The following is a 13,768-nucleotide window of genomic DNA, read 5'->3' as shown; positions in this document are numbered from 1 at the left end:
GGGAGATCCTGTTGACCGGGAAGGCGGCCGTGAGCGTATCTTACTGTTCTTAGGCGATGCTCGGGCCGAGCCGACAACTACAAGCCCACGGGCAACGATTGCAATTGCATAGGCGACACCTATGTTCTAATGTATCAACAATTTATCGATCGACGAGGCGCCGCAATGACGATCACAACCCTGTCCAGTCGCGAGTTCCAGCAGAACGCCAACCGAGCGCAGAAGGCTGCACGCACCGGCCCCGTGTTCATCACCAACCGAGGCCAGCCAGCGCATGTGCTGCTTAGCTACCAGGAATATCAACGTATTACAGGTAAACGACGGAACATCGTAGCTGCCCTATCCATGCCTGGGCTCGAGGATATCGAATTCGATATTCCCCGCCCGCGGGGGTTGCCACGCCCGGCTGATCTTTCTTGATGTTTCTGCTCGATACAAACGTCATTTCCGAACTGCGCAAGGCCGGCGGCGGAAAAGCAGACCCTAATGTCGTCTTCTGGCTGTCCGCCCAGGACGCCACGGCCTTCTACATCTCTGCTGTCACGCTCATGGAGCTGGACCTTGGGATTCTATTGATCGAAAGGCGCGACTCGGCGCAGGGCGCACGCCTCCGGGCCTGGATGAACAACCACATTCTGCCCGAATTCTCCGAGCGAACGGTGCCGGTGGATGCGGCTGTCGCGTGTCGTTGCGCCCGGCTTCATGTTCCTGATCCACGCCCCGAGCGCGATGCGTTCATTGCAGCGAGCGCGCTTGTTCACGGAATGACGATTGTGACGCGCAACGCGGCCGATTTCGCCCCGATGGGTGTCACGATCATAAACCCCTGGAAGATTCCGCCGCAGACTCTCTAGCGAGACCGCCGGGTTATGGCTTCGAACAGCATTGTCATTGACGGTAATCGCCGACGAAAGAAGACCGATGCGGTTCGTCGGGATGCAGCTCTGCCGCGCGCCCCCTGGAGTACACATTGAGCCGGTCCGCTCGGCTGGCCTAATCAACCGAGGCTTGTTTTTGCCGTGGAACTCCATCAAAAGAGCTGTCCGTTGCGCTGATTTACGGATTCAGCGCCGGAAAACCTGCGAAGCGTGAGCCGTCACGGCCGCTTCGCCCTGGGAAAGACCAGACATGTCTTCGCTCGACACCAGCGCGCAAGCGCCGGCGAAACCTTGGCGCGACGAGTTGCGCGCGATGCTTCTTCTGGCCTGGCCGATGGTTTTGACCAACCTAGCCCAGACGGCCATGACCGCGACCGACGTCCTCATCATGGGACGGCTCGGACCGGAAGCGCTCGCGGCGGGCGCGCTTGGCTCGAATCTTTATTTCGGGCCGATGATCTTCGGGCTCGGTCTGATGCTCGCCACCTCGCCGATGATCGCCTCGGAACTCGGGCGCAAGCGCCATTCCGTGCGCGACGTCAGGAGGACCGTCCGCCAGGGGCTGTGGCTCGCCGTCTGTATCGCGGTGCCGCTCTGGCTCTTGCTGTGGCAGGCCGAGACGATCCTGAAGGCCATGGGGCAGGATCCCGAGCTCGCTGCGAAGGCCGGCAGCTATGTGCGCTGGCTGCAGTGGGGGCTGCTGCCCTATTACGGCTACATCGTGCTGCGTTCCTTCATCTCGGCCCTGGAGCGACCCGGCTGGGCGCTGGCGGTAGCCTTCTGCGCGGTGGCGTTCAATGCTATCACCACCTGGGGGCTGGTGCTGGGCGAATTCGGCATGCCTGCCATGGGCGTACCCGGCGCCGGCCTCGCGACTTTCTTGTCGAGTGGCCTGATGTTCGCCGGCCTGACGACGGTAGTGCTCACCGAGCGACGTTTCCGCCGCTACCGTGTGTTCGGCCGTTTCTGGCGCGCCGACTGGCCGCGTTTCGTCGCCTTGCTCAAGCTCGGTCTTCCCATCAGCGGCATCCTGGCTTTCGAGGTGATGGTATTCAACGCGGCCGCATTGCTCATGGGCCTGATCGATGCGGCGTCGCTCGCCGCCCACGCCATCGCGATCCAGATCGCCTCGATCAGCTTCATGGTGCCGCTCGGCCTCAACCAGGCCGTGACCGTGCGGGTCGGCCTCGCCCACGGCGCCAGGGACCGCGACGGCATTTTCCGCGCCGGCTGGACGGCCTATGCGCTGGGGGTCGGCTTCATGGCGATGACGGCCCTGGTGATGATCACCTGGCCGACGGCGCTGATCGGCGCCTTCATCGACACGACCGATCCCGCCAATGCGACTGTGGTGGGCATCGCCGTCACCTTCCTGGCCTTTGCCGCTCTGTTCCAGGTCGTCGACGGCGCGCAGGCCGTGGCGGCCGGCATGCTGCGCGGCCTGCATGACACGACCGTCCCGATGCTCTACGCCGCGATCGGCTATTGGGGCGTCGGCATGCCGCTCGGCGCGCTGCTCGCCTTCCATTACGGCCTGCGCGGCAACGGCATCTGGATCGGCTTGTCGGCCGGCCTCACGGTGGTGGCGCTGCTGCTCCTCCTGCGCTGGCTGCGCAGGGATCGCATCCTGGCAAGGGCAAGCGATCTTAGGCCGGCACTGCAGATGCATTGAGCGGAACCGCATTTCCGTTGTCGGGCGGTTGGGAGGCCCCCCTTTTGACGTAGCTGTTCAAGCAAGCACCACCGGCCTAATATCCGGTAGCGGATGGGCGCCGCACATTTGCAAGGGTGCGCGGATGAACTGCGCGGGCTGCGGTTTGGAAGTCGAAAGCGGCTTTGCCTTCTGCCCCAGATGCGGGCAGCGGCAACCCCGTCTGTGCGAGTCCTGTGGCTATCCCTGCGCTACCGATTTCGCCTTCTGCCCGAAATGCGGCTCACCGATCGGCCATTCCGCGACCGCTCCCCGGAACGTCGCCGGAAAGGTCTCGTCCGACCACCAGCCTGGCGTCGCTGATGCTTCCTCCCCGAGCGCCGATGGTGACCGCCGCACGATCACCGTGCTCTTCGCCGATCTCAGCGGCTTCACCGAGCTCAGCGAACGTCTTGACCCCGAAGTCATGCGGGAGCTCCAGAACGAGCTTTTCGAGGAGCTGACCGCCGCGGTGCAGAAAGTCGGTGGCTTCGTCGACAAGTTCATCGGCGATGCGTTGCTGGCGCTGTTCGGCGCACCGGTCGCCCATGAGGACGATCCCGAACGCGCGTTGCGGGCCGCTCTCGACATGGTGGAGCGGGCCGAACGGCTGGCCAAGAGCGCGAAGACCTTGGCCGGAACTTCCCTTCTGCTTCATGTCGGCATCAATACGGGCCAGGTCGTCGCGGGCGGCGTGGGTGCCAGCACGGCCAAATCCTATTCCGTGACCGGCGACACGGTGAACATCGCGCAACGGCTCCAGGCAACCGCCGCGCCCGGCGAGATTTTGGTAGGGCCGCTGACGCAGCGCCTGACGCGCCACGCCTTCTCCTATGAGACGCTGGGGGAGATCGCCCTGCGCGGCAAATCCGGGACCGTCCTCGTTCATCGCCTGGCGGGACCGCTCGACGTGCCCCGCGCCGCTCGGGGCCTGGAGACGCTTGGCCTCGCCGCCAGGATCGTCGGCCGCGACGAAGAGCTTGGGCGGCTGTTGGGCCTGCTCGATCTCGCCTGCAGCGGCGCCGCGCAACTCGTGCATCTGACAGGAGAGGCCGGCATTGGAAAGACGCGGCTGGTGGAGGAATTCATCGCGCGCATCCGAGACAAGGAGCATTTTGCCGATGTGGCGATCCGGCAGGCGGCCTGCTCGCCATCGGGGGAGCAATCCTACGGAACGCTGGCGGCAGTCCTTCGGAGCGCTTATGGCATCGGATCGAGAGCATCGGAAGAAGAGACCCGCGAGAGGCTTGCCGGTTCGCTCGATGAGCTCGAACTCGGAGGAGAGGAAACCGAGCGGCTAATGCCTCTCTTCCTCCATGTCTTCGGCTTCGGGGATCGGGACGGGGCATTGCGCCATCTCGAACCCGAGCAGTTGAGGCGGCAAATTCTGCATGCGATCCGAACCGTTTTCGAGCGACGGCTCGATCTGTCGCCCCTGCTGATCATCCTCGAAGATCTGCATTGGGCCGACGCCGTGTCGCTCGAAGCGCTTCGTTTCGTGATGGATCGACTGGAGCGCAGGCGCCTGATGCTGCTGGTCACCTATCGGCCGACGCTCGACATGGATCAGCTCGACTCGCGCAAGGCAAGCCATACGAGGCTTCGGCTGACGCCATTGACGCCGGCGCAAGGGCGCGGCTTGCTGACAGCCCTTTTCGGCAGGGGCTGGGCCGGCCCCGAAGGAGACCTTCAGGAGCGCATTCTCGAGCGCGCCGAAGGCAATCCGCTCTTCATCGAAGAGATGGCGCGCGGCATGGTCGAAAGCGGCGCCATTTCCCGGGACGGCTCTCACTGGTCGATTTCCGCCGAAAAGGCGATCGCCGTCATTCCGGCCAACATCGAAACCATGATCCTGGCCCGGATGGATCGCCTGCCTTCCGATATCCGTGCGCTGGTGCAGCGGGCGGCGGTGATCGGACCGCGCTTCGACGCCGATCTCCTGGCCAGGATCTCGACCGATCCAGCGCGTCTTGAATCCGGCCTCGATCACCTGTGCGACTGCGAGATTATCGAGGAAGTCCCTGGGACGAAGCCGACAAGATCCAGGTTATACCGGTTCAGCCAGACCCTGCTTCACGACGTGATCTATCAAAATCTGCTCTTGCAGCAGCGCACCCAGATGCACGAACGTATCGGCACGGCACTGGAGAAATCGAGCGAAGACGAGCTTCACCGGCTTGAGGATCTGTCCCGGCTCGGCCACCATTTCAGCTTGGGCGTCTCCAGGCCGAAAGGCGCGCTCTATTTCATGGCCGCCGGTGACCGGGCTCGCGCCATCTATGCCAATGACGACGCCCTGCGACTCTACCGTCAAGCGCTCGAAACGCTCTCGAACGATGAAGAGCAAAAAGGATCAAAGCTCGAGCTTCGCGAGCGGATTGCCGATCTCAGCATGCTCACCGGCCGGCGCGGCGAGGCGCATGATCAATACCGGGCGGTGCTGGAAGCGCTCGACAGCGATGGCGGCGACCGCGTGGCGCAAGCACGCCTCCTGCGCAAGATCGGCCGACTCCTCTGGGACAGCGGCAAGCGGGACGCGGCGGGCACGCACTACGCCCAAGCGGCCGAACGGCTTTCCGGGACAAGCGCGCCGATAGAACAGGCTCATCTTCTCCAGGAGCGCGGCCGTCTCGCCTTCCGTCTCGGCGATCACGCCGCGGCCGCCCGCTGGGCGGACAAAGCGCTTGGTCATGCCAGGTCTCTGACCGCCGACCGCGACCCCGACGTCCGGTTGGAGGCGGCGCGCGCCGTCGCCGAGGCGCTAAACACCAAGGGGGTCGCGCTGGCTCGACTGGGCCGCGCCAGGGAGGCCCTCAAAGAGGTCGAACGGAGTGTGGAGGTCGCCGAGGCGGCGAACCTGCTGCAGGCCGCCTGCCGCGGCTACACCAATCTGGGCGTGCTCTACAGCTTCACAGCCCCCACCAAGGCCATCGAAGTCTGCAGACGGGGACTGGAGATGGCACACATGATCGGCGATCTCGGGATGCAGGCGCGCCTTCTCGCCAATCTCGCCGTCGCCTCCTGTACCTTCACCGACAGGTGCAGCGACGAGGGCGTGCCCGCCGCCGAAAAAGCGATCGAAATCGATCGCGCTCTCGACCAGCGAGAGCATCTACCGGTGCCGCTCATCGCACTGGGGCAGATTCATCAATGCCACGGCCGTCCGGAGCTCGCCTCCCGCTGCTACACGGAAGCGCTCGACCTCGCCCGGGAGACCGGAGAGCCGCAATTGCTCGTTCCATGTTACGACGGCCTGGCAACCCTCAATCTCGATCTCGACGATTTGCCCGAGGCGGAACGTTACTTCTCACTGGCGCAGGACGTCTGCGCCCGGCACGGCATCGATCCAGCATCGCTCGTCGTGCTGCCGTTTCTCGATTAGCTGGGAAAGGAGCCGGACATGTCCGAGTCTGCGGCCGAGAGGCCACTACAACCGGGTGATCGGGCACCGGATATCGTGCTGGACGCCATCACGCGCGAGGGGAAGGTCGCGCTTGCCGATTACCGTGGCCAGAATCCCGTCCTTGTCGGCCTGTTTCGTGGCCTGCATTGCCCGTTCTGCCGGCGCCATATCGCGGCACTGGCGGAACTCGAACCGGAGCTGCGCAGGAAGGGCGTGCAAAGCCTGGCCGTCATCAATACGCCCATCGAGCGCGCTAGGCTCTACTACCGCTACCACCCGCTTCCCAACCTGCTGGCTGCCGCCGACCCTGAGCGCAGATCACACCGCGCCTTCGGCCTGCCCAATCTGCAGATCACGGAAAACGAGACCGAGTGGCCGTACAAGATCAGCATGGGCGCTGCGATGAGCCTGCGGCTCGAGATGCCCGGCGAGTTGCCCGAACCAATGGATCCTTTCGCGGCGTCGGAACTGCTCGACAGAAAGGACGGCTTTGTTGTCACCGAGGCCGACCAGGAAATGATGGCGTCCGGCCGCAGCCAGCTCGTCGGCCAATTCCTGCTCGATCGCGACGGCGTGGTGCGCTGGTGCTTCACCGAGGAAGCCGATGGCGGGCGCAAGATGTTCCAGGCACCGGGTCCGCAGGAGCTCATGACGGCCGCCGCGCTGGTGTAGCCAGTCATACCGGCGGCAATAAGGATTGGCCTTTGGGCAAGCCCCTCATCCGCCTGCCAGCAAGGGGAGAAGACCAATGTCGTCTTCGCTTTCGTCAATCTCAGATCCTCAGATCGGCAAGGTAGCTGTTCGCGGCGGCCGAGACCCGATAATCGGCCGGCTCGACCTTGGCCAGAAGCAGCGCCTCCCTTTGAGCACCGGCCTTGGCGATCAAGGTGCCGTCGGGCGCGGCGACGCCGGAGAGGCCCGCATAGGCGAACCGCTCGTCGGCGCCGCAATGATTGACATAGGCGACGAAGATCTGGTTCTCGAAGGCCCGGACCGGGATCATCTTCTGGGCGATGAGCGCAGCGTGGTCGCTCGCGGGCAACGCGGTCGGGACCAGTACGGCCTGAGCGCCGACCCTCGCCAACCTCCTGACATTCTCCGGGAACTCGACGTCATAGCAGATCAGGATGCCGAGCTTCAGGCCCTTGAATTCGATGATGCAGGCTGACGGCTTCTCCGGGCGGAACAGCGCGCGCTCGTAATCGCCATAAAGATGCGACTTGCGATAAACCACGGCCGGCTTCCCGGTCTCGACGAAGAGGGCGCTGTTGTAGACCGTACCGTCGGCGCGCTCGGCGAAACCTGTCACGATGGCAAGCCCCGTGCTACGCGCGATCTCGCCGAGCCGCCGTGCGATCTCCCCGTCCGCAGGCTCCGCAAGGCGAAGGATCGCCTCGCCGGCGCCGTAGCCGGTTACGGCAAGCTCAGGCGTCACCAGGAGCGAGGCCCCTTTTTCCCTGGCTTCCAGGGCGGCCTGCTCGATCCGCCGGAGATTGGCGGCAACATGCCCGGCTTCGGCCTGCATCTGGAGGGCGGCAATACGCATCAATTTCCTTCCGAAGACATGGCGCCGAAGAGGCGTCTGATATCGCCGAACCTGGCGATCAGTCCGAAGACGAGGGCGGCAACCGCCACGAAGAAGACCGATACTGCCGCCATGGTCGGCGTGTATCCGTAGCGCAACGCATTGAAGATCTTGATCGGCAGCGTCTCCATGGTGAAGCCGACGGTCATGTAGGCGATGATGTATTCGTTGAGCGACAGCACGAAGGCGAAGGCATAGCCCGAGACGAGATAGGGCAGGATCAGCGGCAGGACGACGGTGCGCTGCACCGCCCGGTCGTCGGCGCCCATGGTCGAGGCGGCTTCGACCAGCGATCGGTCGATCGACGCGAAGCCAAGCGACAGGGTGACGAGCGGCAGCGTGACGAAGAAGATCGCGTGGCTGATCGCCGCCGTCCAGGGCTGGCCATAAGCGCCGACGGTCGCCCAGAAGGTGAGGAAGCCGAGGGCGGTGATGACGGGCGGCAGGATGAATGGAGCGAGGCCCAGCACCTGGAACACGCTGGCCCAGGGCGCGATGCGCCGCCACATGAACCAGGCGAGCGGCAGGGCGATGGCGACGGCGATCGCCGCCGATGTGACAGCCAGGAGCAGCGAGGCGACCAAGGCACTTCGCCATTCCGGGTTGGTGAAGATCTGACCGTACCAGGCGAGCGAGAATCCCCTCGGCGGGAAGGCCAGGTCCTGCTTCTCGTTCACCGATACCCCGAGCACCACGATGATGGGCGCGGCGAGGAAAAGCGCCACGAGCGAGAAATAGAGGCGACGCAGGAGGGTCGAGCTCATGCCGCGTTCTCCCTGCGACCGATCAACAATGTGAGGCCGACAAGCGACAGCGAAATCAGCACCAGGAATACGGCCATCGCCGCGGCGAAGGGCATGTTCGACTGATAGATCGCCTGGTCGGTGATGAGCACGGAAAGCGTCCAGTGCTGTGGCCGGCCGAGGATCTGCGGCAGCAGATAGGAGCCTAGCGCAAAGACGAAGACCATGATGAGGGTCGCGACGATGGTGTTGCGCAACGCCGGCACGACGACATTCAGGAAGGCGCGCACCGGGGATGCGCCGAGCGTGCGCGCCGCTTCGAGCAAAGTCGGGTCGAGGCGAATGAGGGCGGGATAGAGCACCAGGATCGTATAAGGCAGCGCCTGATAGACCATGCCCGTCAGCACGGCCCCGAAGCCCGGCAACAAGGCCTGCGGCTCCGTCATCAGGCCAAGCGCGACGAGCAGGTTGGTGATGCCGGCGGTGCGCGAGAACAGGGTCGACCAGGCGAAGCCGATGATGACCTCGGACAAGGATAGGATCGAGAGCAGCCCGACCAGCCAGACCGTCTGGACGCGGCGCGAACGCTTGGTCAGCAGGTAGGTGAAGGGAAAACCGATCACCACGCAGCAGACGGCAACGGCAATCGCCAGCATCAGCGAGAAGCCGAGCACCGTGCCGAAGAAGGTGGAGAGGAAGCGCGCGTAATTGTCGAAGACGAAGTCGGTCTTGTAGAAGCCGGCGGGATCGCGCTTGAAGAAGCTGACCGCGATCATGATGGAGAACGGAACCACGAAGAACACGGTCAACATCGCCGCCGGGAAGAAAAGCGGCGTGTAGTCGGCGAGCGACCGGGGCGGCTCTCTTCTCATTGCTTGACCACCACGCAGTTCTCGGCCGGCAGCTTGATGCCGACCTTCTGACCGGCGGCGACATCGGGTCGCTCGCGCGGCGTGGCCACCGAGACGATGGTCGTTCCCGAAGCCTCCACGAAGGTTTCGATGGTGCCGCCGAGATCGCGCACGAATGTCACGGTTCCGTCGATAGTGCCCATGCCGGGCGCCGTGATCTGGACATCCTCGGGCCGCACCGAGACGGCGGCCTTGGAAATTCCGGCCGGCATTTTGAGTTCGGGCATGGCCTGACCGAGCACGGTGATGCGGCCTGAGCCGTCGATCGCAATCTCCAGCAGGTTGGTCGAGCCGATGAAATCCGCGACGAAAGCGTCTGCCGGCTTTCGGTAGATCTCGATCGGCGCGGCCGCCTGCCTGATCCTGCCCTCGCCCATGACCACCACGAGGTCCGCCATGGTCATGGCTTCGCGCTGATCGTGCGTGACGACGATGGTGGTGATGCCGAGCCTCTGCTGGAGTTGGCGCAGCTCCACCTGCATGGCTTCGCGCAGCTTTGCGTCGAGCGCCGACAGAGGCTCGTCGAGCAGGAAAAGCTTCGGCGAGAGCGCCAGCGCCCGGGCGATCGCCACCCGCTGCCTCTGGCCGCCCGAGAGTTTCGACACCGGACGATCTGCGAAACCCGGCAGATGGATCATGCGCAGCAGTTCCTCGACGCGTCTTTTCTGCTCCTCGCGGGAAGCGCCCCTGATCCGCAAGGGATAGGCGATGTTGTCGCCGACCGAGAGGTGGGGGAACAGTGCAAGCGACTGGAATACCATGCCGAGATTGCGCTTATGCGTCGGCACCGGTGTGATGTCCTGATCGTCCAGCACGATCGAGCCGGTGGTCGGCTCCTCCAGCCCCGCGATCATGCGGAGCAAAGTGGTCTTGCCGCAGCCGGAAGGGCCCAGCAGGCAGACGAAGGTGCCGTGCGGGACGGTCAGATCGACGTCGTCGACGGCATGGAAGCTGCCGAATTGCTTGGTTACATTCTTGAGCGCCAGTCCCGACATGTCTTGTCCGTCTGTTTAGAGGCCCGCCTGTGGAGGACGTCGTGGTAGACGCCCCCCTCTGTCCTGCCGGACATCTCCCCCACAAGGGGGGAGATTGGCCTTCATTTTGGCTTTCGCCAATCACCAACGTCGCAGGGTCAGCACTGTCTTGCTGACAGCCAATCTCCCCCCTTGTGGGGATGTGGGTGTCGTATCGCCGGCGTCGCCCCTCTTCGGCGCTCAGCCGACGATAAGCTCCGTCCACTTCTGATTCAGCCAGTCGGCCTTGGACGTATAGAGGTCGTAGCGCGGAATGATCGGCGGAATCTCCGACGACACGGCTGAGAATTCCTCCTCGGTCAGGTCGAGCTTGTCGCGCTTCAGTGTCGGCGCGGTGCCCACCTTGCGCGACATCAGGCCCTGGACCGAAGGCTGGCTCATATAGTCGATGAAGACGTGGGCCTCGTCGGCCTTCTTCGAGGCCCGCGAGATGACCCAGTTGCCGGAATCCTGGATGCCGCCCTCCTTCGGGAAGGTGGAGCGGACAGGATGGCCCTCGGCCGCGGCAAGGCCGGTGACGTCATGATAATATTGCCCCATCGGTATCTCGCCCGACTTCAGCGCCTGCTCGAACTGCGCCTCGTCGCGGTACCACAGACGGACATTCGGCTTCACCTCGGCGAGTTTCTCGAAGGCCTTCAAGATGCCTTCCTCGGTGTCGAGCGCGTTGGTGCCGCCGAAGAAGGTCTTCGCGGTGACTTCGAGCAGGAAGGAGTTGGAGACCAGGGCGAGCAGACCGAGCTTGTCCTTGTTCGCGGGATCCCACAGCGCCGCCCAGGAGTCGGGAGCGGTCGGATAGACCTGCGTATTGGTGACCAGCGTGATGTACCAGGCGACAGCCCCGATGCCCGCCACGCGGCCATCCGGATATTTGTTGACGAAATGTTCGAGCAGATCGCCCGCGTTCTTGATCTTGGCGACGTCGATCGGCGTCCACAATTCCGTCGCCTGCCCCTTCAGCGTCGAGGTCTGCGACATCATCGAGACGTCGGCCGGCGCCTGGCCGGCCCGGGCGGCCTGCTCGAGCTGCACGAGCCATGCTTCGCCCGTCGGCTCCGCCACCGACTCCACGGCGATGCCGGTCGTCTTGGTGAATTCGGGGAAGATGTGCTTGTCGAAGGAATCCTTGAAATAGCCGCCATAGACGCCGATCTTCAGCGACTTCTCCTGGGCACGCAGAATGGACGGCATGGCGAGCACGCCCGCCGTGGCGAGGCCGGCGCCGAGCACGGCGCGGCGGCTCACCGCTTTATCGATGATCCTGGTCATGTCATTCTCCTCTTGTGGCGCCGACGTTGCGGCATGTTCCCGTTGTTATGATTTCGGCCGTCCGTCAGCCCCGCTTCCCCTGGACGAAGGGGCTGAAGACCATCAGGCTCAATATCTCGAACAGCACCTGGGCGCCGGCATGGGCCGTGTTGGTCGTGGCATCATATTGCGGAGCGACTTCGACCACATCCCCTCCAACGAGATCGACGCCCTTCAGGCCGCGCAGCAGTTCAAGCACTTCGCGCGTGGTCAGTCCGCCAACCTCCGGCGTGCCCGTGCCGGGAGCGAAGGCCGGATCGAGGCTGTCGATGTCGAAGGAAAGATAGGTCGGCCCGTCGCCGACGGTCTTCCTCGCCTTCTCGATCACGGCGGGAATACCGAGGGACGAGATCTCTTCGGCATGGATCACGGTCATTCCGGATTCGTAGCTGAATTCCCAAAGATATTCGGACGCGCCCCGAATGCCGATCTGGATCGTGCGGGTGGGGTCCAGCACACCGTCAAGCACGGCGTTGCGGAATGGCCCGCCATGGTGGAACTTGGTCTGGTCGAAGGCGCCGCCCGTGTCGCAATGGGCATCGATATGGATCATGCCGACCGGCGCCTGTTTGCCGACCGCCTTGAGGATCGGATGGGTGATAGAATGATCGCCGCCGACGGAAAGCGGCACCACACCGGCGTCGACGATCTGGTTGATGCGACGCTCGATATTGTCGTGGCTCTGCTCCAGCCGGTAGCGGCTGGCAAAGGGCACGTCGCCGATATCGGCGACCCTCAACTCGTAGGTCGGCGCGCAGTCGAGCACATGGTTATAGGGCCCGATGCGCTCGATCGCGCGCAGAGCACGAGGCCCGAAACGAGAGCCCGAACGGTTGGTGACACCGAGATCCATCGGGACGCCGACGATCGCCACTTGAAGATCCCCGAAATCGGGCTGATCGGCATCGATGGCGCGATGCGGGGCGGACAGGAAGGTCGGCATGCCCGCATAGGGTGCCAGCCGTGTCCCGCTCTTGGAGAAGATACGATCGGCGACACGCCGGAACTTCGGGTCGAACATTTCGCCACCATGGCTTTCGCCATATTTGCGGCGCAGTTCCTCGAGCTTGCTCGGATCCCACGTCATGTCGCATCTCCCTCATGAGACCTCCGAACCTTGCAGCAGCGATATTGAAAAGACAATTGATATTGTTATAGGGTTTCATGTGAGAATTTCTCACATAGCCACCCCGGATCTGCTGCGATGGCGGGACGCCTGCCTCCTCTCAATCCACTTCGCGCCTTCGAGGCGACAGCCCGTCACGGCTCGCTGACCAAGGCGGCAAGCGAGCTGAACGTGACACATGGCGCGATCAGCCATCAGATCAAGGCTCTCGAAGCCGCGCTCGGAGTGCAGCTTTTCGAGCGCCATGGCCAGCGTCTGAAGCTCAGCCCCCAAGGTGCGGAACTCCTTCCGGCCGTTTCCAACGCCTTCGAGGGCATAGCGGCCGCCACGGCGCGCATGAAGCGGCCGGTCAGCTCGGGCACTTTGTCGATCAGTTGCGTGCCGGCACTGCTGACCTTTTGGCTGATCCCGCGGCTCGGATCCTTCGCCACCCAATATCCCGGCATCGAGCTCATGCTCGGCGCCTCAAACGATCCCGGCGAGATCCGCTCCGCCGATGTCGATGTCTGTCTCCTCTATGGCAACGGGAGCTGGACGGATTGCTGGCTGCAGAAATGGTCGGATCTCGAGCTTTTTCCGGTCGCGAGCCCGACGCTCATCAACAACCGGCCCATCCGCACGATACGCGATCTCGCCGACCAGACGATCCTGCATGCCGATGACGGCCGCGAGTGGCAGACCTGGCTCGCCGCGGCCGACGCACTCGATCTCCGCCGGTCGCAAAAGCACTATTTCAGCGACGCGCGCCTGTCGATCGAGGCGGCCGTGCACGGCCACGGCGTCGCACTCGGCGATTCCGTGACGGCGAGTTCGCTCCTCGCACGTGGCCAGCTTGTGACGCCCTTCAACCTCTCCGTTCCCGCCGTCGATGCCTTTTATGTCGCCTGCCGAAGCGACCTCAGATCGGTACCGATCGTACGTCTTTTCATCGACTGGCTCTTCGCCGAGAAGCGGCAAGCCGCCGGCAATGGCGAAACGCCCGTTGCCGGCCAGATCGCCATCCGCAAGAAACGCTCGCCGGCCGCCCGCAGGCCGCCGGCAACGCCGGCGCGAGGGTGATCCCCCTTCTTGGGATTTTCCGCGAGGGCCG

General features: G+C 64.0%; 12 protein-coding genes. 6 read left to right on the top strand and 6 right to left on the bottom strand.

Annotated elements, in window-relative coordinates:
• Positions 1-165: 165 nt before the first annotated feature.
• From ACCO56_RS21580 to ACCO56_RS21560, 5 genes are all read left to right on the top strand, one after another.
• Positions 166-420 carry a type II toxin-antitoxin system Phd/YefM family antitoxin gene (locus ACCO56_RS21580; RefSeq protein ID WP_433642915.1) on the top strand — a complete coding sequence of 85 codons (255 nt, stop codon included), beginning with the start codon at positions 166-168 and terminating at the stop codon, positions 418-420.
• Complete coding sequence (locus ACCO56_RS21575; protein ID WP_433642914.1) at positions 417-854, top strand: type II toxin-antitoxin system VapC family toxin; 438 nt, start codon at positions 417-419, stop codon at positions 852-854. The genes ACCO56_RS21580 and ACCO56_RS21575 overlap by 4 nt, the downstream gene beginning before the upstream one ends.
• A 274-nt stretch (positions 855-1,128) precedes the next feature.
• Positions 1,129-2,550, top strand: a complete 1,422-nt coding sequence (locus tag ACCO56_RS21570) for an MATE family efflux transporter (protein WP_433642913.1) — start codon at positions 1,129-1,131, stop codon at positions 2,548-2,550.
• Between the two features lie 124 nt (positions 2,551-2,674).
• A complete protein-coding gene (locus ACCO56_RS21565; protein ID WP_433642912.1) occupies positions 2,675-5,950 on the top strand; it encodes an adenylate/guanylate cyclase domain-containing protein in 3,276 nt (1,091 codons plus the stop codon).
• A gap of 18 nt (positions 5,951-5,968) precedes the next feature.
• A complete protein-coding gene (locus tag ACCO56_RS21560; RefSeq protein ID WP_433642911.1) occupies positions 5,969-6,643 on the top strand; it encodes a peroxiredoxin-like family protein in 675 nt (224 codons plus the stop codon).
• 100 nt (positions 6,644-6,743) lie between these two features.
• Here the strand turns inward: ACCO56_RS21560 and ACCO56_RS21555 are convergent, their stop codons facing one another.
• From ACCO56_RS21555 to speB, 6 genes are all read right to left on the bottom strand, one after another.
• Positions 6,744-7,520, bottom strand: a complete 777-nt coding sequence (locus ACCO56_RS21555) for a carbon-nitrogen hydrolase family protein (protein WP_433642910.1) — start codon at positions 7,518-7,520, stop codon at positions 6,744-6,746.
• Positions 7,517-8,320, bottom strand: coding sequence for an ABC transporter permease (locus ACCO56_RS21550; RefSeq protein ID WP_433642909.1), 804 nt, complete (start codon positions 8,318-8,320; stop codon positions 7,517-7,519). The genes ACCO56_RS21555 and ACCO56_RS21550 overlap by 4 nt, the downstream gene beginning before the upstream one ends.
• Positions 8,317-9,171, bottom strand: a complete 855-nt coding sequence (locus tag ACCO56_RS21545) for an ABC transporter permease (RefSeq protein ID WP_433642908.1) — start codon at positions 9,169-9,171, stop codon at positions 8,317-8,319. The genes ACCO56_RS21550 and ACCO56_RS21545 overlap by 4 nt, the downstream gene beginning before the upstream one ends.
• A complete protein-coding gene (locus tag ACCO56_RS21540) occupies positions 9,168-10,205 on the bottom strand; it encodes an ABC transporter ATP-binding protein (RefSeq protein WP_433642907.1) in 1,038 nt (345 codons plus the stop codon). Before ACCO56_RS21540 ends, ACCO56_RS21545 begins: the two co-directional genes overlap by 4 nt.
• 219 nt (positions 10,206-10,424) lie before the next feature.
• Complete coding sequence (locus tag ACCO56_RS21535; RefSeq protein WP_433642906.1) at positions 10,425-11,513, bottom strand: ABC transporter substrate-binding protein; 1,089 nt, start codon at positions 11,511-11,513, stop codon at positions 10,425-10,427.
• Between the two features lie 64 nt (positions 11,514-11,577).
• Positions 11,578-12,639, bottom strand: coding sequence for an agmatinase (gene speB, locus ACCO56_RS21530; RefSeq protein ID WP_433642905.1), 1,062 nt, complete (start codon positions 12,637-12,639; stop codon positions 11,578-11,580).
• A 117-nt stretch (positions 12,640-12,756) separates the two neighbouring features.
• On the opposite strand from speB, the gene gcvA reads away from it, so the two are divergent.
• Entirely contained in the window at positions 12,757-13,737 is a 981-nt protein-coding gene (gcvA, locus tag ACCO56_RS21525; protein WP_433642904.1) for a transcriptional regulator GcvA, read from the top strand.
• Positions 13,738-13,768 lie beyond the last annotated feature (31 nt).

It is taken from the genome of Mesorhizobium sp. 1B3, assembly GCF_050958605.1.
GTDB lineage: Bacteria > Pseudomonadota > Alphaproteobacteria > Rhizobiales > Rhizobiaceae.
The sequence above is the reverse complement of the archived record's forward strand: the minus strand, read 5'-3'. Positions and strand labels throughout refer to the sequence as shown.